The following is a 24,959-nucleotide window of genomic DNA, read 5'->3' on the forward strand; positions in this document are numbered from 1 at the left end:
TATTCAACGGTTATCCATTTTTTGATGGATGTTATCATGATGATCTCTTTTATCGTTAACCATTTCCCCGTTTTCATTTTCTTCGTCACTCATTTTGTATCCTTGAGGCGACTTCAGCATTCTTTTGATGGTTTGTTCGATCGTATAGTCAATCCCCCTGCTGCCGGATTTCACTGTAGCGAAATTCTCGACATCTTGGGCAAGGTTTTGATAATCATCACTGACGTAGACATGATAGTAGCGAGGCACGACGGACATGGCAGTACGTTTAACTTGGTCTGCGGTTTCCGTCCGATCCTTGTTATTGGTATCATAAACGACAAGAACTTCCTCATCAGTAACGAGGGTGGCGGCATCATTGACATTTGGAATCTGAACGCTCAGTTTAGAAATGACATCAGAAAGTTGTTCACGGTCAATGGAAGCAGCTTTGTTGGAAATGTTACGGCCGTCAATGGTTGCACTATTGGTGCGGGTAAAACCGAAATCATCACTTTTGTTGTCATTATTACGATAATCCTCATCATAATATTGAGTTGGATTATTTACGTTTGTTGGGTTACCGGCATTGTTTTTTGCACCGAGCCCCTGGTCTTCTTCTTTATCAGCACATCCGGTTAGTGCAATAATCGAGCTTAAACCTATCGTTATTATTGTTTTTTTCATCAATAACACCCCCATAACTTTAGGATGAACATATTTCTCTATTTTTCGCTTAGTAATTGATGGGGAATCAGTTATAATTTAAGAAGGAATGTATATATGAGAGGTGAAAACAATGATTAACATCAATAACATGACCTATGAAATAATTGAGGATGAAAGGGAAGGCTATAACGAAGAAGCGTTTAAAGCCAGATACAGTGAGATTTTAACGAAGTATGATTATATAGTGGGGGATTGGGGTTACGGGCAATTGAGGCTGCGTGGATTTTTTGATGATTCCAATCAGAAAGCGACCTTTGATACGAAAATAAGCACACTTAGTGAATATTTATATGAATACTGCAATTTTGGCTGTCCTTATTTCGTCGTGAAGAAAATAAAGAAATAAAAAGGCCAGAATTCACTCTGGCCTTCCATGTTAAGAGTTGCCATATCCTTTATATGGAGGCTGTTCATCTTTTTCTGAATCATCATGTGTCGGATGAGCACCAGGATATTGTCGAGGTATACCCTCGTGTAACGATTTATTTTCATAATTAAAGGCACTTTGATATCGTTGCCCTTCCTGCCACGGGGTGTTTTTATTCTGAACTGGTGCATCTTTTGCTATGGGTGATCCAAAAGGTCCTTCGGGAAATTCTTCAGGAATTAAATAATCCCTCTGTTTTTCGACATTGGAAAAATCGTGGTATTCTTCTTTGTCCAAGATAATCCCCCCTCATGTAATCGATCTTACATTCAGTAGGTTTCCCGTTTAAGTTAAAAAACTTCAGCACTTAGACGATTTCCATTAAAAAGTGACGTAGTTCTTCGGCTTCAGCTTCTGACAATTGAAAGGCATGCTCAAGATAGCCTTCCTCTTCTAAATCATCAGGCCCAATAATCGCGAAGCGGTTACTCTGCATATTTAAAACAAGCTTCTTTCCATAGAAACGATCGGTTGCCGTTATGGCCAGATCGAATCTTGACTCCTCTCCCATGAAGCTTATGAACCGGGTTTTTGAATCAACGACGTCATTGTATAAATAAAAACGATCTTCCATAGTATCATTCCCTTCGTATCTTCACATTTGTATTTCCATCATAACAAAGTGACTTCAATAGGGGAACAGACATTTTTCGGGGCTTCCATCTGAAGAGCTTCGCTGCTCCTGTTGGGGACCTCCAGCAATAATGGCATTCATCGATTAAATGAAAATGGCAAGAATATAAATGGGATCGTGGAATGTACGTCTGCCAAATGCACTCCAGTCGGGAAGGCAATGTGGAAGCTGCCGCTTCTGTTAGTAATGGGATGGTAAAATGGTTGTGGTTGAAGGAATTGAGAGTAAGGGAGAAGCTATGGTATTATCAAGGAATAAGGTTGGTTCGGTAAAGGGTTTTAACTATGCCGCTCATACAACCAATGATTCCCTATATCATCTTAGATCAGAAAGGATCTGGAAAAAATGTACTTTGTAGACCGCCAAAAGATTGAACAAATATTAGGTTTTCTTGAAAAGCAGCTTGGACTTTTTGAGGGGCATGATAATTGGGATGGAGACCTTTCGGAACTTATCGCTGAAAGGCTTATACAAACTTCCATCGATTCCGTGTTGGATGTAGGAAATGCGGTAATTGATGGTTTCATTATGCGTGATCCAGGAAGTTACGAAGATATTATCGATATCCTTCAAGATGAGAAAGTGATTTCGGAAGAAAAAGCGATACAATTCAAAAAGGTTTTGCCATTAAGGAAAATGCTGGTTCAAGACTTCATTGAAGTGGATCACAAAGAACTGCATGCCGTATTTTCGGAAAATATCGAGGCATTCAAGCAATTCCCCGATTTGGTAAGGAACTATTTAACAAATGAATTGGGACCTGTTTCAGCTTTTAAAAACTAGCAGCGTTAGGAAGGCGAATTCAAATGAAGTCGTATAAAGGATATTTAATTGACTTAGATGGCACGATGTATCGCGGAACAGAACAAATTGCGGAAGCGGCAGGGTTTATTAATGACTTAAGGAAAAGGGATATCCCTTATTTATTCGTCACCAATAATTCATCCCGGACTCCGGCACAGGTAGCGGATAAATTGAGGAGCATCGGCATATCGACGGAAGATGACCAGGTTTTTACGACAAGCATGGCGACTGCCAATTACATAGCTGAACAAAAGAAAGGTGCATCGGTCTATGTGGTGGGTGAAGAAGGCATCATCGAGGCTCTTAAGGAAAAAGGAATGAAGCTTGTGGAAGAGCATCCGGATTTTCTGGTTATGGGCATCGACCGCGGCATCAATTATGAAAAGTTGTCAAAAGCCTGTCTTGCTGTAAGAAATGGTGCTGTTTTCATTTCGACCAATGGTGATATTGCCATTCCTACCGAGAAAGGCCTTTTGCCTGGGAATGGTTCCTTGACCTCCGTTGTTTCCGTTTCGACCCAGGTACAGCCGATTTTCATTGGAAAACCTGAATCCGTCATAGTGGAACAAGCCCTAAGAGTATTAGGGGTGCCTAAAGAAGAGACAATCATGGTTGGAGATAACTATGATACGGATATCCTTGCTGGCATTAATGCAGGGATCGATACACTGCTTGTACATACTGGCGTAACGACAAAAGAACGCTTGATGCAATATAAGGAGCAGCCTACGCATGTGGTGGACACCCTTGACTTATGGCGCTTCGAATGAAAAAAACCAGGCCTGCGAATGCAGCCCTGGTTTTTTCATGTCGTGAATCTCATTGGTTTACTATTCCGCATTTTCGGTTCTATGGGCAAGCCGGCTTGAAGCGGCAGCTGCAATTGCCCCAACGATATCATCTAAAAAGGTGTTCACCTTACCTGTGCTTTTATCGTTTAAATATTTTAAGATCCCCGGCTTTTGTTTATCGATGAAACCATAATTGGTAAAGCCGATGGATCCATAAACATTCACAATTGAAAAAGCCAATATTTCATCGACCCCATATAGGCCTTCATCTATTTCAATGATGCTCAGCAGAGGCTCCTCAAGCAGTTTTTTCTCAGCTAGGATATCCAACTGTATGCCGGTAAGGATGGCATTTTGGACCTCGCGTTTTGAAAGGACCCGTTCGACATTGTGAAGGCAATCGGACATTTGGAGATTTTCATGGTAGCTAGATTGTAAATACATGACAAGCTCAGCGATATCCTCCAATTTCACTCCTCGTTCAATTAGCCATTTTCGAGCCGTTTTTTCAGACATTGATTGTTCAATATTAGCCATTTCATCACCCATTTCTCTATATTTTAAAGGGATAGTTCTAATGCAGGTAGTTTGATTTGATTAAACTGAAAACCTATGGAGGATGTTTGGATTGGAATTTCTAATAAGGTTTCGATAATCATTCAGAAAACGGGTTATTCCACATATATATAAGTATATGATGTCCAATATTTCTATTATATCCATTTGATGAAGGGGGCCATTCCATGATAGAAGAAATCATTTTTAATAATTATGGTATTCGGGTGGAGCTTGAAGAAGCCAATATCAGGTTTCCAAGCTTCCGTTCAGGAAATATGGTGTACAGTATCGTTCCCATTGAAAATATGGAGCAGGAGGAATTGGTGGAACGGTATAAAATGTCTCAACATCTGATTTCACAAGGTGATCGACATGTATCCGCCTTTGTCCTTGCCAATCATGGAAGTTATGTTTCGGAAGCGGATGAACAATTATTCATCCTTCTTGCCAATCAGGCATTGGAAGGTCCGAAAAACTTCAACCCAGGAAGACGTCTGGCAAGATTCCATCAGCGTGGGAGAACGATTAATGAAACGATTCGAACATGTTCAAGGATCGGTAAATGGAAAGAACTCTGGGAACAAAGGATCGATCAGTTAGAAAAGATTTGGCGGGATAAGCTCAACGCCCATCCTGATAACCAGTTTGAAAAATTATTTATAGAAACCTTTCCCTATTATATGGTCCTGGGTGAAAATGCGATTCAATATTTAGTCGACACGGAAATTGATGATACCCCGCAAATTGTCGATAGCGGAACGGTATGTTATGAACGTTTTTTACATGATACCTGGAAAAGCAATAAGTGGATGAAAAATCCGTTCGATTGGGTATTCGACCACGGAACCAGGGATGTCGCGGAATGGGTGAGGGAACATTATTTTCAAAATGTGCATACCCATCAGCGGGGCATTGGCCATTTCTTTCACGAATATCAGTCCATAGAACCCTTCTCCAGTTTTTCAGCCCGGTTGTTATATTCGAGGATGCTGTTTCCCATTCATTATTTTGAAACGGTGGAAGAGTATTTTTCAAAAACGACGGAATCAAGGTCGAATGAATTGGAGGATAAAATATTTTCGATCACGAAATCCTCCCAACAATATGAGTCCTTCCTCAAACATTTTTATGAATTGGCAGAGGTCCCTGCCAAGCAATATGATTTGCCTAAAATTGACTGGATTTAGATAAAAACGGGAAAGAAATATGATTCATCCTTACTTACTATGTTATGATGATAACAAGATTTTTTAGAATAATTAGATATTTGATCACTACGGAAGGATGGGATCATGCAAAGATTGATGATGGCCGCCCTTATAGCCCTTTTAATCATCCAAACGGCGAATCTTGCGAAAGCTGAAACGAAAACAAGTTGCGAAGCGACTCAATTCAAGATTGTCATGAAGTCTGAAGCGGATGTGAAAGAAAAGGCGTCGGCTGCCAGTAAAACATTAAAAACTTATAAGAAAAATAAAGAATTATCGGCAAGCGGGAGAACTGGAAACTGGTATAAGATCTGTCACTCAAAAAAGACCGCATATATCAATATGGCAGATGTAAAAGAGGTTTTCAGTACCGATGAAAAAGCTCTTCTGAAGAAATTCGATACGAGAAAAGGCGTTAACCAAGTTGTATCGGCGACAGGTAAATCCATGAGTGATACGAAGGTCACGATCCAAACTTATGAGAAGAAACAAGGGGAATGGCGCCGGGCATTGAAGAAGATGGAGGGTGTCATTGGGAAGAACGGTTTCACGAAGAGCAAAAAAGAGGGTGATGGGAAATCCCCGGCAGGAATTTATTCCTTTGGTACGGCCTTTGGAAGCGAAACGAAGCCGGCCGGAATGAAAATGAGTTATAAGAAAACGACCAAATATGACTACTGGATTGATGATCAGACATCCAAGGATTATAACAAGTGGAAAACCTACAAGGGAAATCCTGCAGTTAAATGGAAGTCTTTTGAAAGGATGAATCATGAACTCTATAGGTATGGAGCGGTCATCAATTATAATACGAATCCCATCATAAAAGGAAAAGGCAGTGCAATCTTTCTCCATATTTGGAGAGGGGGTACAAAGCCGACGGCGGGATGTACAGCCACAGCCGAAAAGAATGTCCTCAGTTTACTGAAATGGATGGATCCCGTGCAAAAGCCACATATTGTAATGGGTACAAATGATTCATTGAAGAGCGTTAAGTAATAAACCATAATGGTTTTCCCATAAAAAAATTAACTTTACCCGTTCCTACTCGTTCAAGGGATGGACGAAAAAAGTTCGTGCATCCATCTTTTCTAACTATTGATAATTATATGAATTAAACTTATAATGTCTACTATACAAATACAAATGTTTTCTTCAGGTAAACAGTTTTAAGGGGGAACCAAAATATGAAAGCCATCTCGATCGGTTTATTGGGGTTAGGTACAGTCGGATCAGGAGTCGTACAAATCATTGAAAGCCATCAGGACAAGCTCATGCATCAAGTGGGCTGTTCCATATCCATTAAGAAGATACTAGTGAATGACATGACGAAAGAGCGGCTTGTCGCGGTCGATAAAGGAATGTTAACTGACAATCCTGAGGATATCCTTTCGAATCCCGAGATTGATGTTGTAATAGAAGTGATGGGTGGAATCGAAGAAACACGCGGTTATCTGATGGAAGCGATAAAAAATAAAAAGCATATCGTTACGGCCAATAAAGACTTAATGGCTTTATATGGACCGGAACTGCTGGAATTGGCCACCGAGAATCAATGTGATTTATTCTATGAAGCAAGTGTTGCCGGTGGAATTCCGATTTTACGCGGTCTTGTCGATGGGTTATCCTCTGACCGCATCACGAAAATGATGGGAATCGTCAATGGAACGACAAACTTCATTTTAACGAAAATGAGCAAGGAAGGCAGAGCTTATGATGACGTATTGAAGGAAGCCCAGGAGCTGGGATTTGCTGAAGCAGATCCGACAGCCGATGTAGGCGGATTGGATGCGGCCCGTAAAATGGCAATCCTATCAACACTCGGGTTTTCAATGAACATTGGCTTGAATGATGTTGAGGTACAGGGCATTACCGAGATATCCGAAGAGGATTTGAGATATAGCAAGAAGCTTGGTTATACAATGAAATTGATCGGCGTTGCTTCAAGGGCAGGGGATAGGGTCGAAGTAAGTGTCCAGCCTGCACTTCTTCCGGAAGCACATCCTTTAGCATCGGTAAATAATGAGTATAATGCTGTATATGTTTATGGGGAAGCCGTAGGGGAAACGATGTTCTACGGACCGGGGGCTGGCAGTCTTCCCACTGCGACTGCAGTCGTTTCGGATATGGTGACGGTCATCAAGAATATGAGGCTGGGCGTAAATGGCCGCAGTGCCGTTTCACCTCAGTTTCCGAAACAATTAAAAGATTCCACTGAAATTTTCGCTAAATTCTTCATTCGGTTACATGTTCAGGATGAAGTTGGCGTTTTAGCCAAAATCACGAATTTGTTTGCCGAGCATGGGGTAGGATTCGATAAAATCCTTCAATTGCCTCTGGATGAAAAGGAATCTTCCGAAATCGTATTAGTTACGCATACTGCGACAAAGGCTGCATTTGAGCAAATAATACAGAAATTACATGATTATAATATGGTAAGAGAAGTGAAAAGCACATACAGAGTTGAAGGAGAGGACATCAAATGAGCTGGCAAGGACTTATAAGCACGTATAAAGATTTCTTACCCGTTAATGAAAACACGCCTGCACTTACCCTTTTGGAGGGTAATACACCATTAATCAGACTGAATCGATTATCCGAAGAGTGGGGAATCGACTTACATGTAAAATATGAAGGGGCAAATCCAACGGGGTCATTTAAAGACCGAGGAATGGTCATGGCCGTTGCCAAAGCGATAGAAGAGGGCAGCGACACGATCATCTGTGCTTCCACAGGGAATACATCAGCGGCAGCAGCAGCTTATGCTGCCCGTGCCAACCTGCGCTGTATCGTCGTCATCCCTGAAGGTAAAATCGCCATGGGCAAGCTTGCCCAAGCCGTTATGTATGGAGCGGAAATCATCTCGATCGAAGGGAACTTCGACCAGGCTTTAAAAATCGTCCGTTCACTTAGTGAGAGCTCACCGATAACTCTTGTGAATTCGGTCAACCCATACCGGATTGAAGGGCAGAAGACAGCGGCTTTCGAAATTTGTGATGCTCTCGGCACCGCACCGGATATTTTGGCGCTGCCAGTCGGGAATGCAGGAAATATAACTGCTTACTGGAAAGGCTTTAAAGAATATAACGAATCGAAACAAACGGGCCTTCCTGAAATGAGAGGGTTCGAAGCTGAAGGAGCGGCTGCAATTGTCCGGGATAGCATTATTGAAAATCCAGAAACGATTGCAACTGCCATCCGTATTGGAAATCCTGCAAGTTGGAAGTTTGCTGTGGAAGCGGCAAATGAATCCAAAGGCAAAATTGATGAGGTCTCAGACGAGGAAATTCTGGAAGCCTATCATTTCCTTGCTAAAAAAGAAGGGGTATTTGCAGAGCCGGCATCATGTGCTTCCATTGCAGGTATCTATAAACAATTAAAAAGCGGTGAAATCAAAAAAGGAAGTAAGATTGTTGCTGTATTGACTGGAAATGGATTGAAGGATCCGAATGTGGCAGTCAATACAAGTACGATTCAGCCGACATTGCTGCCAATGGATGAAGAAGTCATTTTAGAACATCTGCAGGGCGTGAAACAGGCATGAGTGCAGAATCAGAGATGTTTTTGATCCGTGTACCAGCAAGTACGGCCAACTTAGGGCCAGGATTCGATTCCATCGGTTTGGCGCTAGGACTTTACTTGGAAATACACGGATCTTCATCAGATCATTGGGAAGTCGTCCCGCTTTCAGAGGAAATGTCTGTTTTTCCAAGGGATGATCGTAATTATATCGTCCAAATTGCCAAGGAAACGGCGGCGTCCTATGGAAAGGAACTATCCCCATGCCGGCTTTTCGTCTCTAGCGAAATTCCACTGGCGCGGGGTCTTGGAAGCAGTGCCTCTGCCATTGTGGCGGGTATTGAATTGGCGAACATCGTTGGTGAGCTTCATTTATCCGATGAGGAGAAGAATAGGCATGCTTCCCTCTTTGAGGGGCATCCCGATAATGCGGGGGCATCTGTGTATGGTGGATTGGTTGTGGGCCTTCATACGGAGGAAAAAACGGATGTCGTGTCGTTTCCGATTGAGGGAGTCAAGGTGATCGCTGTCATTCCCAATTTTGAATTGCTAACTGAGGATTCAAGAAATGTCCTTCCGAATTCGCTTTCCTATAAAGATGCGATAAGCGGGAGTGCAGCCGCAAATGTAATGCTTGCAGGAGTACTATCGAAAGATTGGAAACTTGTTGGTGAAATGATGCAAAGTGATCGTTTCCATCAACCATATAGAGCGGAGTTGGTCCCTCATTTAGAGCTTATAGAAGAAGTTGTCCTGAATGAAGGCGGATTTGGTGCGGCACTAAGCGGAGCAGGACCAACTGTTTTATGCTTGGCATCTCCAGAAAGAAGTGAAGGTTTGCTCAGTGGATTGAAGGAAAGATTTCCGGAATTCCTTGTGAAAGAATTGGAAATCGATAATGATGGAAGTTATACGGCAATCCTTTCAGAACAGGAAAAAAAGGAATTGAAATTTTTGAAATCGTGAGCCATGTTCATTTGCCGTCCATATAAAAAAGCTGACCCGTGTCAAGCCGTATCAATTCATTTGATAAGGCAAAAGCCGAGTCAGCTTTATTTTTATTACAGCTCGGAAAAGATTCCGGCCTGCTTACGTTTATAGAAGAAGTGATCCTTCATCCATACGCTGCATGTTATTTTAAAGGGCTATTAGAAAACTTGTTCAACTTCCACTACACCAGGAACTTCTTCAAGAAGGGCACGCTCAATCCCAGCTTTTAGCGTAATGGTCGAACTTGGACAGCTTCCGCATGCTCCTAGTAATCGTAATTTTACAATTCCATCTTCTACGTCAACTAGTTCACAGTCACCGCCATCACGAAGAAGAAACGGACGAAGCTTATCTAGAACCTCTTGAACTTGGACTTCCATTGTTTGTTGGTCGGACATTGCAATCGACTCCTTTCCTAATCATATTATAATGCGAAGGTAATAAAAAATCCAACTGTAACTTTGCGGAAATATAATCTATATTATTCTGGTAAGATGGAAACAGGTGAATGGTTCTAAAATGTATTCAAGATGAAGTAAATATATTAAAATGAAGGAGGAAGAGTATGGTAATGAAAGAAATTGAGATAGAAGTGTATGGAGCGGAGCAAATTTGCGCGAGTTGTGTGAATCTCCCCTCTTCAAAAGATACCTGCGAGTGGCTTGAAGCCGCTTTAACGAGAAAGTTTCCTGAACAGAAGTTCAAAATATCCTATATAGATATGTATAACCCCCCAGAAACGTTGAAGCAAAAGAGCTTTGCCGCGAAGATGATCGAGGAAGATTTATTTTATCCACTGGTCCTCATCGAAGGTGAAATCATTGCAGAAGGAAATGTCCGGCTCAAAAAAGTTGTGGAAACTATGGAAAAATATGGGTACTCAGCACAAGTGTGATATATAATGGAAGAAATAAGAAAAACTGACCCATGAATGAGCTGCATGCAGCTCATTGGGCCAGTTTATGAAATGTAACAGTAATGGGTTGGTATCAACCGTTATGGTATTTATACATCCAGAGAATGCCTGATTTCATTAGTCGTGCCACTCTGCCGGTGATTGGGCGATTTGCAACTAGACCAAAACCTTGTTTTTTCCCAAGTGAACCTAATGTTCCTTTTAATTTCATTGTAGGGAAGCTTTCTGGAAGCGGTTCATTTGCCCATTTCTTCACAAGAACTTGGACGATTTGCTCAGCTTGGGACTCCGCTAATTGAGCACTAGGTGCATGAGGAAGGCTCGCGCAGTCGCCGACTACAAAGATGCTGTCATCATTAGGAAGGAAATGCTGAGGAGTCAGAACGGCTCTTCCTTGACGGTCTTTTTCAATATCCATTTCGCGGATGATCTTACTTGGCTGAATTCCAGCTGTCCATACGATGACGTCGCTTTGAACGGCTTCGTCGCCATTATAAAGAAGGTTTGGTTCAACTTTCGTAATATTTGAATGATGGACAATTTCGATTGTATGTTTATCGAACCATGATTCGACAAAAGTACTTAATCTTTCTGGGAAAGCAGATAGAATATGCGGTCCACGGTCAAATAGCTTAACGTTTAAATCTGAACGGCTTTCAATTAATTCACTTGCAAGCTCAACACCGCTCAGTCCGCCGCCAACGATAGAAACGGTTGCACCGGCACCTAAATTATTCAAAGCTGAATATGTGCGGCGTGATTTATCGATTGTTTGGATACTGTAAGTGTGTATGTCTGCACCAGGAATATCGTGGTATTTATCTTCGCAGCCAAGGCCAATGACTAAATCATCATAAACGACAGGATCTTGATTCTCTATAATGACCTGTTTATTTTCCATATCGATGGAAAGTACTTCTCCGTATACGTTCTTCAAGCGAGGATGTTCAGGAAATGCAACACGGATGTGTTGATCTGGAATGGTACCTGCTGCTAAAGCATAATATTCCGTTTTTAAGCAGTGATAAGGATTACGGTCGATAAGCGTGATGCTCACATTTTCAGGAAGCTGATTAGGCAGCAATCTTTGCAACATGCGCATACCACCATACCCGCCACCAAGTATGACTAGATTCTTCATATGATTTTCCCCTTTATTTGATCTCTTGAAAAATTTGATTAGCACTTAACTATAGGATTCCCCCAAATGGTCCCCTTAAAAGTTTAATTAAATATATATACCCCAATTTGTAGTAAGAATAAAAAATTAGATAAATTTCTTTTTTTTACGTACCCCGACAAAAGTATAACGAATATAAAAGGAAATCACAACCGATATCTTGAAATCGGCTGATTTTTTATGCGTAAATATTGACTGTAAGTGGGAAAAGTAATAAGATGGTTTGTTAGTAACTGTGAGGTGAAACAATGTATCCGATTATTGAATTTTGTGTAAGCAATCTAGCCAGCGGGGCTCAGGAGGCTCTAGAGAGATTGGAGCGGGATCCGAATTTGGATATCATAGAATATGGTTGTCTGGGATATTGCGGCAGATGCTCCAGTAACTTATATGCGCTTGTAAACGGTGAAGTGGTTTTTGGTGACACAACGGATGAATTGGTAGATAAAATATATAAGTACATTGATGAATTTGAAATGTTTTAATCATCAATGGCGGATAAAAGGGCTGTTCCTGGAAGGAACAGCCCTTTTTATTATCAATGCTGCAGCAAAGGGTTGGTTGTTTCCTGGGTCAGTTTAAGTTCCTGGAAGCGGTCCCTGGCCATCTGGATGATGGAGGCTTCCCGGGCATTTTTTTGTCTTTCGAACACTAATGAAAAATACTTGATGGCTGCCTGTTCATTCCCTATCCTTCTTGAGATTTCGCCAGCGAGATATAGGATTCTGGCTTCCGATACCTGGGTGCCGCTGAAGTCCCCTTTTGAATAGGATGCTTCATATTCCTTTAGGGCGAACTTCAAAAATCTTTCCTCCTGTTCTTTGGTTTGGTTGATCCTATATAACCAGGCTATCCGTAAACAGATTCCAGCAAGGATTATATGTTTTTCCTTTTTTAAAGCTCCGCAATAAATAGCCAGCTTGTATGTATTGATCGCGTCTTTAATGGATCTTTCCTTGCTAAAATGATGGGGGACCCACTGGGAGCTGACTTTTTCCAAAATGATTTCCATTGTAGTGGGGGGGAAGTACCGGGAGAAATCCTCGGAATAAGAAAAGCCGCAGTGAGGGCAAACAAAAATATTATAGTAAAGTGAGTTGACGGCTGAATCAGTATGAATGGGACAAAAGTCCGTGTCATATTTAGTAACTTTTACAAAACGTGACCGTACCTTTTTAGTGGTCGATTTTTGTTTGCATAAAAGGCATTCCATGCTTTTGTCATATAGAGGATGTATACTTTCGATAGAAATTACCCCCTTATTGTAATTTAGGATCGGGTCCAACAGATTGGTTCATTATACCTATACCTATTATTATAGACTAATTTTTGTTGGTAAAATAGGTGGGGGAATATGAATTTTTTCAAGCTGGAAAATTGAGCGTGGGAATTTCTTTGGTATATACTATAAAGAGAAATGGTTCTATCTCACATATCAGAAGAAGGAGGGATTTATTGTGAGTGAAGTTGTTCAAATAACGGAAGCTGCCGCTTTTCAGATAAAAGAAATGATGAAACATAATGGTGAAGAGGGTTCCTTTTTAAGAGTGGCCGTTAAAGGCGGAGGCTGCAGTGGATTATCCTATGGAATGGGCTTTGAACAAGAGCCCGGGGAAAAAGATAGCCAGCTGGAACAGTTTGAAATTAAGATCCTTGTTAATGCCGAGGATGCAGATATATTGAATGGAACGGTAATTGATTATAAACAAACGATGATGGGTGGAGGCTTTACGATCGAAAACCCAAATGCCATCGCTTCATGCGGTTGCGGGTCTTCCTTCAAAACGGCAAAAAACGCCGGTACGCCGGAGAACTGCTAAGTAACTCCAATACATTGAAAAAAGGGGCACTTTAATAAGTGCCCCTTTTTCATGCTTATTTGCCTCTTAAATATTGTTCAGGGCCTCCTTGATTGGGAGGGTGCCGCTGAAAATCTCGAATGTTTTATTGAATGTTTTTTCCTCTGTGACAGATTGGGCAAAAACGGCGGCGACATCGGCCCTTGGAATGGACTTATTTGTATGATCCACTTTCTCATCCGCAAAGATTTTTCCGATCGCTTGTTCATTTGCCAAAGCAACCGGCCGGACAATCGTATATGTCAGCCCGCTTGCTTTTAAATGTTCATCGGCATCATGCTTTACTTCAAGATAATGGCGCCTTCCTGCTTAGGCTTGTTCCGGATGATCAGAACCGACAGAGCTTAACATGACAAAACGTTCGAAACCCTTCTTTTTGGCAGCAACCAGTTTAATGGCTCCATTCTTATCCACAGCTGTCGTTTTATCCGGCCCTGTTTTGGGTCCAGATTCGGCGGCAAAAATGATGGCTTCCATGTTATCCACTGCTTTATCCACATTTCCCTCTAAATCTGCAAGGATTGGATGCCCGCCGAGTTCTTTTATCGTTTGAGCCCGTTCATCTTTCCTGATCATTCCGTATACGGTCATTTGCGGTTTTTTTGATAATTCATTCCCCAATGATCCGCTTTCCGGTCGTTCCGTTGGCCCCTGCAATTAAAATATTCATGGATGCATTCCCCTTTCATGGCTCCTTCCACTCTTTACCCTTAGAATGACAAGGGTAAGCACTGTGGATAACTGATTGGAAAAACTTATCCACAATCATTGAATTGGGGACAACAAAAAAACCGGCCATGAAAGCCGGTTTTTGCCTAATATAGTTAAAACATGGAAGAACTGTGCATCGGCTGAACTTTTGCTTTTGGGTCAATATATTGTTTGGCATGATTGACGGCAGTGGGTGCCTCACCAAAACCACTGGCAATTAATTTTACTTTGCCATCATATGTTGCAATATCACCTGCTGCATAAATTCCCGGGATATTCGTTTCCATTCTGGAATTCACCAAAATGCTGTTCTTCTGGATATCAAGTCCCCATTCCTTAATGGGACCAAGAGAGGAAACGAAGCCGTAATTGACGATGACTGCATCTACCTCCATGGTCTCTGTATCTTCACCATTTGTATCCTTGATGACAATTGTATGGATACGTCCGTCTGTACCAATCAACTCTGAAGGTATGTATGGAGTCTTTATTTCAACTTTTGAATTTTTAAGTGTTTCTACACTATGTTCGTGGGCACGGAATTTATCTCTTCTGTGTATGATGCTCACTTTCTCGGCGATCGGCTCCAGCATTAGGGCCCAGTCCACTGCTGAATCCCCGCCTCCGAAGACCACCACTTTTTTGCCTGCAAAATGGTTGAGGTCGTCGATGAAATAGTGAAGGTTGCCGTTTTCGTATTTTTTTGCATCTTCAATTTCGATGCGTCGGGGTTGGAAAGCCCCATTTCCAGCTGTGATGATAATCGTTTTGGAGTAATGGATCTCTTTATCAGTCGTTAATTTGAAAACTCCATCGGCTTGCTTTTCCACATCTTGAACGGCTTGCTCCAGGACAACATCCTGTTCGAACTTTGCCATTTGTTCTTTCAAATTATTCACTAGCTCCTGAGCGCGCACTTTGGGGAAACCAGCGATATCATAGATGTATTTCTCAGGATAAAGGGCTGACAATTGTCCGCCTAATTGTGGGAGGCTCTCGATGATTTTTACGGATGCCTGTCTCATTCCTCCATAAAATGCAGTGAATAATCCAACTGGGCCACCGCCAATGATTGTAATATCATAAACTTTTTCATTAACTTCCAACGTTATCCCTCCGATTTACTAGGTTTGCTGAAATTTATTCTCTTATTTTAACATAGATGATCTTTTAAAAAACGGGGAAAGTTAGAAAAGTGGGAAAGTTTTGACTATATATGTGCGGTTTCATGATGAATGTTCTGTATCCGCTTTCGGAGTTGGGTGAAATTACCCTTTGCCAATGGTAAGCATATCGTATAAATATGGTTCGCAACCGGGTGAAAAATAACGTTTTTCGACTTTATCTTAACCCGAAAAAGTTCGGTTTGTTACTTGAAAAAGGTAAGGAAAAAGACTAATATTTACTTAGACATCATTTGGTAAAATTTTTATGAATTTTTTATGACATTTATGAAGTGTTACGTGAAATACGTCACAAATGAATAAGAGTGCTTTTTATAATGGAAATTAATAAGATAGACAATATATTTTAGTTATGGAAAGCATCACAAGAAAATATCGTAAAGGTGGAAGAATACTTTTGAAAAAGCCAACAATCGTTGTTTTAGGAGCAGGTTATGGTGGATTGATGACTGTTACTCGCTTACAGAAGGCATTAGGTCAAAATGAAGCAGAAATCGTATTAGTTAACAAAAATGATTACCACTATGAAACAACATGGCTGCATGAAGCATCCGCTGGAACGCTTCATCATGATCGTGTGCGCTATCCAATCAAAAGTGTCATTAACAGCAAAGTTAAATTCATCCAGGATTCTGTTTTGGAAGTGAAAACAGAGAACAAAAAAGTCATCCTTGAAAACGGCGAAATTTCTTATGATTACTTAGTGATTGGTCTTGGACCTGAATCGGAAACATTCGGAATCCAAGGGCTGAAAGAATATGCTTTCTCTATTTCTAACGTGAACACGGCACGTAAAATCCGTGACCATATCCAATTGCAATTCGCTACGTACAGTACTGAGGTCGAGAAGAATGAAGACCGCTTGACGATCGTTGTTGGAGGAGCAGGATTCACGGGTATCGAATTCCTTGGCGAATTGGCTAACCGTGTCCCTGAACTTTGTAAAGAATACGACATCGATTTCCAAAAGGTCCGTATGTACTGTGTGGAGGCAGCCCCAGCCGTCCTCCCTGGTTTCGATCCGGAATTGGTGGATTATGCAGTATCTTACCTAGAGAAAAAAGGTGTGGAATTCAAAATCGGTACACCGATCAAGGGGGCGACTCCTGAAGGCATCATCGTGGCAAAAGGCGAAGATGAAGTGGAAGAAATCAAAGCGGGAACCGTTGTATGGGCAGCTGGCGTACGTGGAAACTCCGTGATAGAGGCTTCCGGTTTTGAAGCTATGCGCGGACGTATTAAAGTGAACCTTGACATGCGGGCACCGGGTCATGACGATATTTTCATCGTAGGGGATTGCGCTTTGATCATCAACGAGGAAATTAACCGCCCATATCCACCTACTGCACAAATAGCGATGCAGCAAGGTGAGGTCATTGCGAAGAACCTGACTAAATTGGTTCGTAACGAAAGCGACCTGGAAACGTTCACTTTCGAAAACAAAGGAACGGTATGTTCACTCGGTGAAGACAATGCGATTGGTGTTGTATTCGGCAAGAAAGTTACAGGTAAGACTGCATCATTCATGAAGAAAATGGTTGATAACAGAGCATTGTTAATGATTGGCGGAGCCTCACTCGTTGCTAAAAAAGGTAAATTCAACGTCCTTTAATTTTTTCGATAGATCAAGAATGGCCATTTGGGGATTGTCCCTGAATGGCTTTTTCATTGGCATTCCATCCATTGTTGATTGTGTCATAACGGAGTTTGCAATTTTTTTTTGTGGATTATAATGGGGGTGACGAAGCTTAAACAAGGAAGTTATCTTTCATCTTATCTAATTATAATGAATGTAGGGGATGTGGGTTTTGATGGAACGATGCAAAAATGTTTGGCTGGCAGTGTCCGGCCTTGTGATATCTGATAAAGGTGAGTGGCTGGTCGTGAACAAAAGGTATGGCGGATTGAAAGGGCAATGGTCACTTCCGGCAGGTTTTGTCAAAAATGATGAAACCGTCGATGAAGCTGTCGTAAGGGAAGTGCTGGAGGAGACGGGTATTCATACAGAAATCGAAGGCATTGTAGGAGTGAGAAGCGGAATCATCAAAGGGGATATAAGTGATAATATGTTGATATTTTTACTTAAACCGCTCAGTTATGAAGTATCCGCTCAATTGGATGAATTATATGAAGCTAAATTTTATGACCCTGATTTGCTCATGGATGAGGGGAAGCAATCGTTACTATTGGAACAGCTTTTAGCTTTTAAAAAGGAAAGGATGCAGACGATGCTTGACGGGTTGAACCCGGGAGATCAATTTGGATATACATCATATAAATTATTCATGTGATTTGGGTAATTATCTTTTCTTCGGTATTATTTGGCATAAGTCGTTGACGCAGCAATTATTTTTTCAGTAAACTAAAGGTGTCGCTTTTAAGGAGGGTCAAGAATAACATGCCATTGCCTGTTTTAATTATCTCAATACTCTTATTTTTCATATTGTTTTTCGGAATTGGTTTTTTGCTGAATATGCTCTTTCGTTCTTCGTGGATCATGGTCTTCTTATTTCCAATCGTCTTCATCATCATTGTCAATGAAACAAAGCTAATAGAATATTTTAGAAATCCGGGAATATCTTTTTCTAATCTTGGAACGAACCTTACATCCCTGCATACGGCAGACATCATTATTTTATCAAGCGGCCTGCTTGGCGCGGTTTTAGCTGGTGTGGTCATAAGGATTCTAAGGAATAAAGGATATCAAATGTTTTGATAATGGGAAGGGCCGTCATGTTGGACGGTTCTTTTTTTGTAGGCTGTTTTCACATACTTTGTTGCTATTTACCAAGTAGTGCGGTGTGGTTGATTTCCCCTCCAGATGCTCGCTTTCCGCGGGGCGGGCGGTGAGCCTCCTCGGCGTAAATGCCTGTGGGGTCTCACCTGTCCCGCTGCTCCCGCAGGAGTCTCACACTTCCGCTCCAATCAACCTTAAATAGTTTCGTTTTAAAAACAACAATCTTTACGAAAAGAGCCTTTTTTGTAAGGAAAATTGGTTCTTTTCATGCTTTATGAATACTTTCACTCCGTAAAGGGAACAAATATCCTTGTGAGAGGAGTGGAATTGATACATATGAAGATTGTAAAGGCATTATTTTTAAGGGTTGCTATTATCATATTATTTATCTTGGCCATCGAATCGACCGTAAATCATGTTTTTGGGGCGGTGCCTGAAGATCACCCTTTTGAAGAGGCAATGAGACGACATCGAATGCTTGGTCTCGAATATAAAGCGATCCATAGTGGAGGTCAAGTGGCAACGCTGATGGCATCGGCATCCACGAGCAATGGTCCGACGACGATAGCGGAGGCAATCGAGCTCTCGAAATACCCGAAGCATGAAGTTTTGGCTACAGGATATACAGCAGGGTACGAATCAACCGGGAAGTACCCGAAAAGCCCATCCTATGGCATCACTTATTCAGGGGTGAAGGTGAAACGGGATCTGTTTTCCACCATTGCCGCCGATCTTGCCGTTTTCCCTCTAGGAACCATCCTTTGGATTCCGGGCTATGGATATGGGGTTGTTGCAGACAAGGGCGGTGCAATCAAAGGGAATCACCTGGATCTATACTACGAAACGGTACAAGATGTGTACGAGAACTGGGGAAAGAAAACCCTTGAAGTATATGTTGTCCAAAAAGGGAACGGCGAGTTATCTGAAGAACAGTTAAGCAAGTTGAATGAAACCAAGATCAAGCAGGTATTCAAGCCGAAAATCGCTGAGAAAACATTGAATGAAAATGTAGCTTCTTTTGCTTTTTAATGATGGGCAAAAAGGAAAGTGAAAGGCTGCCTTAATTGAGGCAGCCTTTTCTGTTTCATTTGGGACGCCCTCAGGCCATGCTTTTGTAGGCTTCAGGGTGCAGAGTCTTTGCCAATTTGGACAGCCCATCCAGTAAACGCGGGGAAGGCCGGCAAAATAAAGGTTCTTCCATGATGTGAATATTGTTATTCCGGACGGCCTTCATATCAGTCCACCCTTTCCGTTTCTTGACAAGCGCCGGGTTTACTTTTCGTAAAGGGACACCGACCCAAGCTAAGCAAATATGGTCGGGATCCCTTTTTTGGACCTCTTCGGAAGTGACTTGAATGCTTGCCATGTCGACATCTTCGAAAAGGTTATATCCTCCCGCAAGCGTGCTGATCTCGGATAACCAATTAACTCCTCCGGGGCTGAATATGGGATTAGGCCACCATTCCCAATATAGGGACGGCTTTGATTCGATTTTGTCGGCGATGTTTTTATATTGAAGGATGGCATCACGGAATTTGGCAGCTTGTTCCTCTGCTTTTTCCTTTAGATCGATTGCCTCGCCCAAGGTCAGTAAGTCTTTTGCGATATCCTCAAGTGATTGCGGATTGAAGATGATATGGGGGATGTTCCGTTCTTTTAGCCCCCCGATGTTTTTTTCCATGCCCGGTACACTCAGTGAAGCCAGCACCAAATCGGGTTTTAGTGATTCTACATGATCGATATCGATCGATAAGTCGGGCCCCACCTTAGGAAGGTGCTGTATGGTTTCAGGCCAATCTGAGTAGTCATCGATGGCGATCAGCTGATCTTCAATTCCTAGATATGTGCATAGTTCCGTATTGCTGGGGCAAAGAGAGATTATTTTCAAATTGAACACCTACCCTTGAAAGATGAAAAAGTGAAGTGCCAGTGCAATGAATACTCCGGTCAAGGCTCCGAAAAATACCTCGATTGGCTTATGGCCCAACAGTTCCTTTAATTGTTGCTGTTTCTGTTTATCTGCTTTTTTCTGCCAGTTCTTTGCTTGCTCGACAAAGGTATTGAAGTCGGTAACGAGCTGGTTCAAGACGGCTGCCTGTTCTCCTGCCTGCCGTCTCACTCCTGTCGCATCGAACATCGTGATGACTGCAAAGATCGCGGCAACGGCAAATACAGGGGAATCCATTCCGGTTTCGATCCCTACCGCTACGGTTAGGGCTGACACGGCCGCAGAGTGGGAGCTTGGCATACCGCCTGTGGAGTTAATGAGTGACCAGTTCACTTTTCGAAATGCTATGAAGTGGATGGGCACTTTAATGAATTGAGCAAAGAAAATGGCAATCAATGCTGCGATTAAAGGGAAGTTGAGTAATAATTCCAAGAGTATCAGCCTTCTTTCTAGTTAAAAGTAAAGATGAAATCCATATATGGGTTAATACATCCTGCTCGGAATAAGGACCTTATTATTAGTTCCATTCAGTCCTGTCGATTCCCTGCCGGTATAAGTATAAATATGATCTTTCTTATACTATTACTCTAAAGTCACCCATTCTAAACAATATCCCTTGTTATTATTAATTTTGCGGGCATTATTCGAAAATTTTTGAAGATTTCGTTATAATGAATGTAATAGAATGGAGGGGTAGCAAATGTTCACAGTAAAAAATTCCTTAAATATAGATTTGATTGACGAATGCCTGATTCTAGGCGTATTTGACAGACCTGTAAAGTTCACAGGGATAGGAAAAGAAGCGGATGAACGATTGGATGGCCAGCTGACAGAGTTAGTGAAGGCCGGGGAAATCCCTTCCAAGAAAAAATCAGTGGTCAAAATACATACATTAGGTAAATTAAACGTAAAGAGACTGATTTTTGTAGGGTTGGGCAAGGAAAAGGAGCTATCCTTTGAAACGCTCCGCGAAGCGTTGGGTAAAGCCCGTAAGATGATTAAAGAATCCAAGATTGCGACACTTTCGATCGCTTTGGATACATTCACGACGGAAAATCTGGATGCATTGGACGCTGCGCATGCTTGTTCCGAGGCTTTCGAACTTGCTTCCTATAAATTTGACGGATACAAGCAAAAATCGAACCAGGTCGAAAAAAGCCTTGAATCGATTACGGTTTACAGTGAATTTGATCAAGAAGAGGTCGGTGCCGCCCTTCATGTAGGAAGAATCTTCGGAAGGGCGACGAACTCAGCCAGAACATTGGTCAATACACCAGGCAATTTGTTGACTTCCACGGATTTGGCGGATTATTCATCTGCCTTGGGCGAACGTTATGGTTTTGAAGTGGAGATCCTCGAGAAGGAAGACATGCTCAAGTTGGGAATGGGCGCACTCCTTGCTGTCAATAAAGGTTCGGTCGAGCCTCCGAAAATGATCGTCCTGAAGTATCAAGGTAAGGATGAATGGAAGGATGTCATCGGGTTGGTCGGTAAAGGAATCACATTCGATACGGGTGGATACTCATTGAAAACGAAGGCTGGTATCGTTGGAATGAAGACGGATATGGGCGGTGCGGCAGCTGTTTTAGGTGCAATGGAAATTATCGGCGAATTGGGACCGGACCAAAATGTCGTGGCTGTCATTCCTTCCACTGATAACATGATCAGCGGTGATGCATTCAAGCCAGATGACGTGATCACTGCCATGAGCGGCAAGACGATAGAGGTATTGAATACGGATGCGGAAGGCCGGCTCGTTTTGGCGGATGCCATGACTTACGCTAAACATCATGGTGCTGACTATCTTATTGACGTTGCCACTTTAACGGGTGGTGTCATAACGGCACTGGGCATGGATATGACGGGTGCAATGACAAATGACACGGAATTCTATGAACAAGTGGTCAAAGCCTCAGAGGAGGCCGGGGAGCCCATTTGGAGATTGCCGATTACGGAAAAGGATAAAGAGCGGGTACGCAATAGTAAAATAGCGGATTTGAATAATTCACCTGGAGGAGCGGGACATGCGATCATGGGCGGGGCCTTCATCGGTGAATTTGCCGAAGACACTCCGTGGGTCCATCTGGATATTGCCGGAACCTCCACAACCTCGAACAACTCCGAATTGTGCACGGCGGGGGCTACCGGTGTCATGGCACGCACGCTTGCACTATTGGTTGAAACCTTTGAAACGAAAACAAGATGAACCCCAATATCCGAAGCCGAAAATAGGCTTCGGTTTTTTTACCAAAAAGGGGTTGGACGGACGCTATATATCCCTCCATTTCAAGCTGACGATGATATGGCAATTTTCTTCCCCTGCTTTAGGATAGAAATCAAAACGGATTCCATCGGGGTTATACGTGATATCAGGTTCGTTCTTAATTCCTATCTTTCGGATCATATCGATCACGACACTCTTTTGCGATGCTTGGGCAGCAGTCATCAATCGGTTGGAGAAAGGCTTGGATGTGGCTAAAGTATCCATGACTTTTTTTACATCAAGCATCAAAGATTGCGAGGTCTTTGCCGATTTGACTAGCAGATCTGGATTGGTTGCCGAGTAGGGACGCAATGTACCTTCCCATTCCCGATTCTTATTCAGTGCCCTGGCGTGAGGCGGAAATAGGATGGGATCATATAAAAAATAAGGGAAATCCTCCAAAAGGTTTCCTTCCTTTCCTTAAGTCTGTCTATAGACACGTTTTCGTTATACGTTAAAATATGTATAAAGGCCAGCTGATATGATAGCGGTTTGTGAATGACCTTTCTTCTGCAAAAAACTTCTTGAAAATTATGATTAAAGACACACTATTATTTGTAAACTGCTTCATTGACAGGTATAGTGTATAGTAATATACTTACTTACCTAAAGTAAGGAGAAGGCACACTATAAATTATAAAATAGGTGATGTTAACATGAAAATAACCCAGGAAACAAAAGACCTTTTAATAGATAAAATGAATATCATCAAAACCCCGGGTAAAGCTGATATATGCCTTGTGGGGCCTGTGAACCTGCCGGTTGAACAAGGAGATTTCTCAACGGTTTTCCAATGGTATACATGGCTTCAGCTTGACGGCGCGGATAATGACAAGGATTCGGTGCTTGATTCGCTTTCGGAAGCGAACCTCGCTTTTGGACAGCAATCCTCCGTATTGGTTTATGGTGATTTTAAAAAGTCTGAGGATGCACTTGTCCGGATGCATAGCATCTGTCACACAGGTGATATCTTCGGCAGTAAACGCTGTGATTGCGGCTACCAGCTCCACCAATCGATGAAGATGATAGCCGAGCATGGATGCGGGGCCATTTTTTACCTTGCGGACCATGAAGGAAGAGGGATTGGCCTGTTTTCCAAATCTCTTGCCTATTTGCTTCAGCAGGAAGGTTATGACACGGTCGAGGCGAATGAGGCTTTAGGATTCGAAGATGATACGCGATCTTACGAGGGAGCCATTCGCGTGTTGAGGGAACTGCGTAAGGATCCGGTGACTTTAATCACGAACAACCCCAAAAAGCTGGATGCCCTCATGAAGCATGGACTTGCGGCAAAGGACCATATTCCGCTTTGGGGCGGTTTGACGGAAGATAATAGTTTCTATCTCGATACAAAGGTTAAGAAGTCTGGACATATTCCCAAAAAGAAGCCAACTTTGATTGTATAAGGAGAGCTATAGAATGAATGATGATCAATATTACATGAAGCTGGCACTGGATTTGGCAGCCAGTGCCAAAGGAAAGACGAATCCGAATCCGGTGGTCGGGGCAGTCATAGTGAAAGACGGTGTGATAGCTGGGACAGGGATTCACCGTAAAGCGGGTGAACCGCATGCGGAAGTACATGCTTTCAAAATGGCGGGTGAGTATGCAGAAGGTGCAACGCTGTATGTGACTCTTGAGCCTTGTTCCCATTATGGAAAGACACCTCCTTGTGCAAATTTGGTGAAAGAATCAGGTGTGCGAAGAGTGGTGGTTGCGACTCAAGATCCGAATCCGGAAGTGGCCGGCAGAGGGATATCGATCCTAAAGGATGCTGGAATTGAAGTGGAAGTCGGCGTCCTGGAAAAGGAAGCCCAAAGGCTGAATGAACGTTTTATTCACAATATGCTGACGAATCGTCCATTTGTCATATCGAAGTATGCGATGACGCTCGATGGAAAGCTTGCAACCCACACAGGCCATTCAAAGTGGATAACAGGAGAAGAATCACGTCATTCCGTTCATTTGCTTCGTGATGAGGTGGATGCCATTCTAGTTGGTATCGGGACTGTGTTGGCAGATGATCCATCACTGACGACCAGACTTCCGGAGGGCGGAGGGAAAAATCCGATCCGGATCATTTTAGACAGTGAATTACGGGTTCCATTGGATGCCAATGTTGTACAAGTATCAGATGCGAGAACCTTGATCGTAACGCAGGAAAATGCACCTGCGGATAAAATGGAAATTTTACGTGAAAAAGGGATCGAATTCATTTTCGTCGCCAAAAACGAGACGGGACTGGATCTAAAGGCTTTAATGGAAGAGCTGTATAAAAAGGGGATTACGGACGTCTTGCTGGAAGGCGGAAGTGAAGTGAATGCCTCATTCCTTAGGGAAAGGCTCATCGATAAATACTTGATTTATATAGCTCCTAAACTATTGGGCGGAAGAAACTCACTAACACCGTATACTGGAATGAATGTGGATACGATGGATGAAGCGATGGATGTTTCCTTCTCTGGCGTGGAAACGTTTGGTGAGGACATACGTATCACGGCTTATCCTAAATAAAAATAGAC

29 protein-coding genes and 1 pseudogene are annotated in these 24,959 nt (G+C 42.3%); 18 read left to right on the forward strand and 12 right to left on the reverse strand.

Going from position 1 to position 24,959, the window contains the following annotated elements:
• Nucleotides 1-3: 3 nt before the first annotated feature.
• Nucleotides 4-666 carry a YhcN/YlaJ family sporulation lipoprotein gene (locus ACIQ0C_RS12485; RefSeq protein ID WP_402836083.1) on the reverse strand — a complete coding sequence of 221 codons (663 nt, stop codon included), beginning with the start codon at nucleotides 664-666 and terminating at the stop codon, nucleotides 4-6.
• A gap of 112 nt (nucleotides 667-778) precedes the next feature.
• Between ACIQ0C_RS12485 and ACIQ0C_RS12490 the strand changes: the two genes are divergently transcribed.
• On the forward strand, nucleotides 779-1,054 hold the full coding sequence (locus ACIQ0C_RS12490; RefSeq protein ID WP_034310177.1) for a YutD family protein: 276 nt from the start codon (nucleotides 779-781) through the stop codon (nucleotides 1,052-1,054).
• A gap of 30 nt (nucleotides 1,055-1,084) precedes the next feature.
• Here the strand turns inward: ACIQ0C_RS12490 and ACIQ0C_RS12495 are convergent, their stop codons facing one another.
• Nucleotides 1,085-1,372: a cytosolic protein gene (locus ACIQ0C_RS12495; protein WP_402836085.1), complete on the reverse strand. Its 288-nt coding sequence runs from the start codon at nucleotides 1,370-1,372 to the stop codon at nucleotides 1,085-1,087.
• Nucleotides 1,373-1,442: 70 nt separating this feature from the next.
• Nucleotides 1,443-1,709, reverse strand: a complete 267-nt coding sequence (locus ACIQ0C_RS12500) for a DUF3055 domain-containing protein (RefSeq protein WP_034310182.1) — start codon at nucleotides 1,707-1,709, stop codon at nucleotides 1,443-1,445.
• Nucleotides 1,710-2,114: 405 nt separating this feature from the next.
• Here ACIQ0C_RS12500 and ACIQ0C_RS12505 point away from each other — a divergent pair, with 405 nt between their 5' ends.
• Together ACIQ0C_RS12505 and ACIQ0C_RS12510 are read left to right on the forward strand one after the other, a co-directional pair.
• Nucleotides 2,115-2,552, forward strand: coding sequence for a DUF86 domain-containing protein (locus ACIQ0C_RS12505; RefSeq protein WP_402836088.1), 438 nt, complete (start codon nucleotides 2,115-2,117; stop codon nucleotides 2,550-2,552).
• 23 nt (nucleotides 2,553-2,575) lie between these two features.
• The gene (locus ACIQ0C_RS12510) at nucleotides 2,576-3,343 is read left to right on the forward strand and encodes a TIGR01457 family HAD-type hydrolase (protein WP_403060276.1); all 768 of its coding nucleotides are present in this window, start codon (nucleotides 2,576-2,578) and stop codon (nucleotides 3,341-3,343) included.
• Between the two features lie 60 nt (nucleotides 3,344-3,403).
• On the opposite strand, the gene ACIQ0C_RS12515 is transcribed toward ACIQ0C_RS12510, so the two are convergent.
• Nucleotides 3,404-3,901, reverse strand: coding sequence for a phosphatidylglycerophosphatase A family protein (locus ACIQ0C_RS12515; RefSeq protein WP_251029116.1), 498 nt, complete (start codon nucleotides 3,899-3,901; stop codon nucleotides 3,404-3,406).
• Between the two features lie 206 nt (nucleotides 3,902-4,107).
• Here ACIQ0C_RS12515 and yutH point away from each other — a divergent pair, with 206 nt between their 5' ends.
• The 5 genes from yutH to thrB all read left to right on the forward strand — a co-directional run bounded on the left by yutH (nucleotide 4,108) and on the right by thrB (nucleotide 9,615).
• Nucleotides 4,108-5,109, forward strand: coding sequence for a spore coat putative kinase YutH (gene yutH, locus ACIQ0C_RS12520; RefSeq protein ID WP_403060280.1), 1,002 nt, complete (start codon nucleotides 4,108-4,110; stop codon nucleotides 5,107-5,109).
• Nucleotides 5,110-5,214: 105 nt separating this feature from the next.
• Complete coding sequence (locus ACIQ0C_RS12525) at nucleotides 5,215-6,129, forward strand: L,D-transpeptidase family protein (RefSeq protein ID WP_403060283.1); 915 nt, start codon at nucleotides 5,215-5,217, stop codon at nucleotides 6,127-6,129.
• A 188-nt stretch (nucleotides 6,130-6,317) separates the two neighbouring features.
• Entirely contained in the window at nucleotides 6,318-7,616 is a 1,299-nt protein-coding gene (locus tag ACIQ0C_RS12530; protein WP_402836095.1) for a homoserine dehydrogenase, read from the forward strand.
• On the forward strand, nucleotides 7,613-8,674 hold the full coding sequence (gene thrC / locus ACIQ0C_RS12535; RefSeq protein ID WP_403060286.1) for a threonine synthase: 1,062 nt from the start codon (nucleotides 7,613-7,615) through the stop codon (nucleotides 8,672-8,674). The genes ACIQ0C_RS12530 and thrC overlap by 4 nt, the downstream gene beginning before the upstream one ends.
• Entirely contained in the window at nucleotides 8,671-9,615 is a 945-nt protein-coding gene (thrB, locus tag ACIQ0C_RS12540; RefSeq protein WP_402836098.1) for a homoserine kinase, read from the forward strand. Before thrC ends, thrB begins: the two co-directional genes overlap by 4 nt.
• A gap of 182 nt (nucleotides 9,616-9,797) precedes the next feature.
• Here the strand turns inward: thrB and ACIQ0C_RS12545 are convergent, their stop codons facing one another.
• Nucleotides 9,798-10,037: a NifU family protein gene (locus ACIQ0C_RS12545; RefSeq protein ID WP_076368151.1), complete on the reverse strand. Its 240-nt coding sequence runs from the start codon at nucleotides 10,035-10,037 to the stop codon at nucleotides 9,798-9,800.
• Between the two features lie 167 nt (nucleotides 10,038-10,204).
• Between ACIQ0C_RS12545 and ACIQ0C_RS12550 the strand changes: the two genes are divergently transcribed.
• Nucleotides 10,205-10,534 (forward strand): YuzD family protein, encoded by a 330-nt coding sequence (locus tag ACIQ0C_RS12550; RefSeq protein WP_403060289.1) that lies wholly within the window; start codon nucleotides 10,205-10,207, stop codon nucleotides 10,532-10,534.
• A gap of 94 nt (nucleotides 10,535-10,628) precedes the next feature.
• On the opposite strand, the gene ACIQ0C_RS12555 is transcribed toward ACIQ0C_RS12550, so the two are convergent.
• Nucleotides 10,629-11,696 carry an NAD(P)/FAD-dependent oxidoreductase gene (locus ACIQ0C_RS12555; protein ID WP_403060292.1) on the reverse strand — a complete coding sequence of 356 codons (1,068 nt, stop codon included), beginning with the start codon at nucleotides 11,694-11,696 and terminating at the stop codon, nucleotides 10,629-10,631.
• A 287-nt stretch (nucleotides 11,697-11,983) separates the two neighbouring features.
• Between ACIQ0C_RS12555 and ACIQ0C_RS12560 the strand changes: the two genes are divergently transcribed.
• Entirely contained in the window at nucleotides 11,984-12,220 is a 237-nt protein-coding gene (locus ACIQ0C_RS12560; RefSeq protein WP_063234046.1) for a YuzB family protein, read from the forward strand.
• Between the two features lie 53 nt (nucleotides 12,221-12,273).
• Here the strand turns inward: ACIQ0C_RS12560 and ACIQ0C_RS12565 are convergent, their stop codons facing one another.
• Entirely contained in the window at nucleotides 12,274-13,020 is a 747-nt protein-coding gene (locus ACIQ0C_RS12565) for a DUF2225 domain-containing protein (RefSeq protein WP_403060295.1), read from the reverse strand.
• A gap of 172 nt (nucleotides 13,021-13,192) precedes the next feature.
• Here ACIQ0C_RS12565 and ACIQ0C_RS12570 point away from each other — a divergent pair, with 172 nt between their 5' ends.
• Complete coding sequence (locus tag ACIQ0C_RS12570) at nucleotides 13,193-13,555, forward strand: HesB/IscA family protein (protein ID WP_063574759.1); 363 nt, start codon at nucleotides 13,193-13,195, stop codon at nucleotides 13,553-13,555.
• Nucleotides 13,556-13,621: 66 nt separating this feature from the next.
• Here the strand turns inward: ACIQ0C_RS12570 and ACIQ0C_RS12575 are convergent.
• Both ACIQ0C_RS12575 and ACIQ0C_RS12580 read right to left on the reverse strand, forming a co-directional pair.
• Nucleotides 13,622-14,185 (reverse strand): annotated as a pseudogene (locus tag ACIQ0C_RS12575) (SDR family oxidoreductase).
• Between the two features lie 233 nt (nucleotides 14,186-14,418).
• The gene (locus ACIQ0C_RS12580) at nucleotides 14,419-15,411 is read right to left on the reverse strand and encodes an NAD(P)/FAD-dependent oxidoreductase (protein ID WP_402836108.1); all 993 of its coding nucleotides are present in this window, start codon (nucleotides 15,409-15,411) and stop codon (nucleotides 14,419-14,421) included.
• A 475-nt stretch (nucleotides 15,412-15,886) separates the two neighbouring features.
• Between ACIQ0C_RS12580 and ACIQ0C_RS12585 the strand changes: the two genes are divergently transcribed.
• The 4 genes from ACIQ0C_RS12585 (at nucleotide 15,887) to ACIQ0C_RS12600 (ending at nucleotide 19,255) form a co-directional block, all read left to right on the forward strand.
• Entirely contained in the window at nucleotides 15,887-17,101 is a 1,215-nt protein-coding gene (locus tag ACIQ0C_RS12585; protein WP_034310214.1) for an NAD(P)/FAD-dependent oxidoreductase, read from the forward strand.
• Between the two features lie 199 nt (nucleotides 17,102-17,300).
• Nucleotides 17,301-17,780 (forward strand): NUDIX domain-containing protein, encoded by a 480-nt coding sequence (locus tag ACIQ0C_RS12590; RefSeq protein WP_403060528.1) that lies wholly within the window; start codon nucleotides 17,301-17,303, stop codon nucleotides 17,778-17,780.
• A 107-nt stretch (nucleotides 17,781-17,887) separates the two neighbouring features.
• Nucleotides 17,888-18,205: a YuiB family protein gene (locus tag ACIQ0C_RS12595; protein WP_034310217.1), complete on the forward strand. Its 318-nt coding sequence runs from the start codon at nucleotides 17,888-17,890 to the stop codon at nucleotides 18,203-18,205.
• Nucleotides 18,206-18,562: 357 nt separating this feature from the next.
• Nucleotides 18,563-19,255: a 3D domain-containing protein gene (locus tag ACIQ0C_RS12600; RefSeq protein ID WP_403060298.1), complete on the forward strand. Its 693-nt coding sequence runs from the start codon at nucleotides 18,563-18,565 to the stop codon at nucleotides 19,253-19,255.
• Between the two features lie 70 nt (nucleotides 19,256-19,325).
• Here the strand turns inward: ACIQ0C_RS12600 and ACIQ0C_RS12605 are convergent, their stop codons facing one another.
• On the reverse strand, nucleotides 19,326-20,114 hold the full coding sequence (locus ACIQ0C_RS12605; RefSeq protein ID WP_403060301.1) for a cobalamin-binding protein: 789 nt from the start codon (nucleotides 20,112-20,114) through the stop codon (nucleotides 19,326-19,328).
• 9 nt (nucleotides 20,115-20,123) lie between these two features.
• Nucleotides 20,124-20,606 (reverse strand): divergent PAP2 family protein, encoded by a 483-nt coding sequence (locus tag ACIQ0C_RS12610; RefSeq protein ID WP_402836117.1) that lies wholly within the window; start codon nucleotides 20,604-20,606, stop codon nucleotides 20,124-20,126.
• A 268-nt stretch (nucleotides 20,607-20,874) separates the two neighbouring features.
• On the opposite strand from ACIQ0C_RS12610, the gene ACIQ0C_RS12615 reads away from it, so the two are divergent.
• The gene (locus ACIQ0C_RS12615) at nucleotides 20,875-22,380 is read left to right on the forward strand and encodes a leucyl aminopeptidase (RefSeq protein ID WP_403060303.1); all 1,506 of its coding nucleotides are present in this window, start codon (nucleotides 20,875-20,877) and stop codon (nucleotides 22,378-22,380) included.
• A 63-nt stretch (nucleotides 22,381-22,443) separates the two neighbouring features.
• On the opposite strand, the gene ACIQ0C_RS12620 is transcribed toward ACIQ0C_RS12615, so the two are convergent.
• Nucleotides 22,444-22,839 carry a YuzC family spore coat inner layer protein gene (locus ACIQ0C_RS12620; protein ID WP_402836121.1) on the reverse strand — a complete coding sequence of 132 codons (396 nt, stop codon included), beginning with the start codon at nucleotides 22,837-22,839 and terminating at the stop codon, nucleotides 22,444-22,446.
• A 254-nt stretch (nucleotides 22,840-23,093) separates the two neighbouring features.
• Here ACIQ0C_RS12620 and ACIQ0C_RS12625 point away from each other — a divergent pair, with 254 nt between their 5' ends.
• Nucleotides 23,094-23,843, forward strand: coding sequence for a GTP cyclohydrolase II (locus ACIQ0C_RS12625; RefSeq protein WP_402836123.1), 750 nt, complete (start codon nucleotides 23,094-23,096; stop codon nucleotides 23,841-23,843).
• Between the two features lie 13 nt (nucleotides 23,844-23,856).
• Complete coding sequence (gene ribD, locus ACIQ0C_RS12630; protein ID WP_403060306.1) at nucleotides 23,857-24,951, forward strand: bifunctional diaminohydroxyphosphoribosylaminopyrimidine deaminase/5-amino-6-(5-phosphoribosylamino)uracil reductase RibD; 1,095 nt, start codon at nucleotides 23,857-23,859, stop codon at nucleotides 24,949-24,951.
• The last annotated feature ends 8 nt before the right edge of the window (nucleotides 24,952-24,959 follow it).

The sequence above is a fragment of the Peribacillus sp. NPDC096448 genome (assembly GCF_044762675.1).
Taxonomy (GTDB): domain Bacteria; phylum Bacillota; class Bacilli; order Bacillales; family DSM-1321; genus Peribacillus; species Peribacillus frigoritolerans_B.

Coding starts and splice junctions, on each gene's coding strand:
- ACIQ0C_RS12485 (WP_402836083.1), bottom strand. CDS start 666: ATGAAAAAAACAATAATAACGATAGGTTTAAGCTCGATTATTGCACTA.
- ACIQ0C_RS12490 (WP_034310177.1), top strand. CDS start 779: ATGATTAACATCAATAACATGACCTATGAAATAATTGAGGATGAAAGG.
- ACIQ0C_RS12500 (WP_034310182.1), bottom strand. CDS start 1,709: ATGGAAGATCGTTTTTATTTATACAATGACGTCGTTGATTCAAAAACC.
- ACIQ0C_RS12505 (WP_402836088.1), top strand. CDS start 2,115: ATGTACTTTGTAGACCGCCAAAAGATTGAACAAATATTAGGTTTTCTT.
- ACIQ0C_RS12510 (WP_403060276.1), top strand. CDS start 2,576: ATGAAGTCGTATAAAGGATATTTAATTGACTTAGATGGCACGATGTAT.
- ACIQ0C_RS12515 (WP_251029116.1), bottom strand. CDS start 3,901: ATGGCTAATATTGAACAATCAATGTCTGAAAAAACGGCTCGAAAATGG.
- yutH (WP_403060280.1), top strand. CDS start 4,108: ATGATAGAAGAAATCATTTTTAATAATTATGGTATTCGGGTGGAGCTT.
- ACIQ0C_RS12525 (WP_403060283.1), top strand. CDS start 5,215: ATGCAAAGATTGATGATGGCCGCCCTTATAGCCCTTTTAATCATCCAA.
- ACIQ0C_RS12530 (WP_402836095.1), top strand. CDS start 6,318: ATGAAAGCCATCTCGATCGGTTTATTGGGGTTAGGTACAGTCGGATCA.
- thrC (WP_403060286.1), top strand. CDS start 7,613: ATGAGCTGGCAAGGACTTATAAGCACGTATAAAGATTTCTTACCCGTT.
- thrB (WP_402836098.1), top strand. CDS start 8,671: ATGAGTGCAGAATCAGAGATGTTTTTGATCCGTGTACCAGCAAGTACG.
- ACIQ0C_RS12545 (WP_076368151.1), bottom strand. CDS start 10,037: ATGTCCGACCAACAAACAATGGAAGTCCAAGTTCAAGAGGTTCTAGAT.
- ACIQ0C_RS12550 (WP_403060289.1), top strand. CDS start 10,205: ATGGTAATGAAAGAAATTGAGATAGAAGTGTATGGAGCGGAGCAAATT.
- ACIQ0C_RS12555 (WP_403060292.1), bottom strand. CDS start 11,696: ATGAAGAATCTAGTCATACTTGGTGGCGGGTATGGTGGTATGCGCATG.
- ACIQ0C_RS12560 (WP_063234046.1), top strand. CDS start 11,984: ATGTATCCGATTATTGAATTTTGTGTAAGCAATCTAGCCAGCGGGGCT.
- ACIQ0C_RS12590 (WP_403060528.1), top strand. CDS start 17,301: ATGGAACGATGCAAAAATGTTTGGCTGGCAGTGTCCGGCCTTGTGATA.
- ACIQ0C_RS12595 (WP_034310217.1), top strand. CDS start 17,888: ATGCCATTGCCTGTTTTAATTATCTCAATACTCTTATTTTTCATATTG.
- ACIQ0C_RS12600 (WP_403060298.1), top strand. CDS start 18,563: ATGAAGATTGTAAAGGCATTATTTTTAAGGGTTGCTATTATCATATTA.
- ACIQ0C_RS12615 (WP_403060303.1), top strand. CDS start 20,875: ATGTTCACAGTAAAAAATTCCTTAAATATAGATTTGATTGACGAATGC.
- ACIQ0C_RS12625 (WP_402836123.1), top strand. CDS start 23,094: ATGAAAATAACCCAGGAAACAAAAGACCTTTTAATAGATAAAATGAAT.
- ribD (WP_403060306.1), top strand. CDS start 23,857: ATGAATGATGATCAATATTACATGAAGCTGGCACTGGATTTGGCAGCC.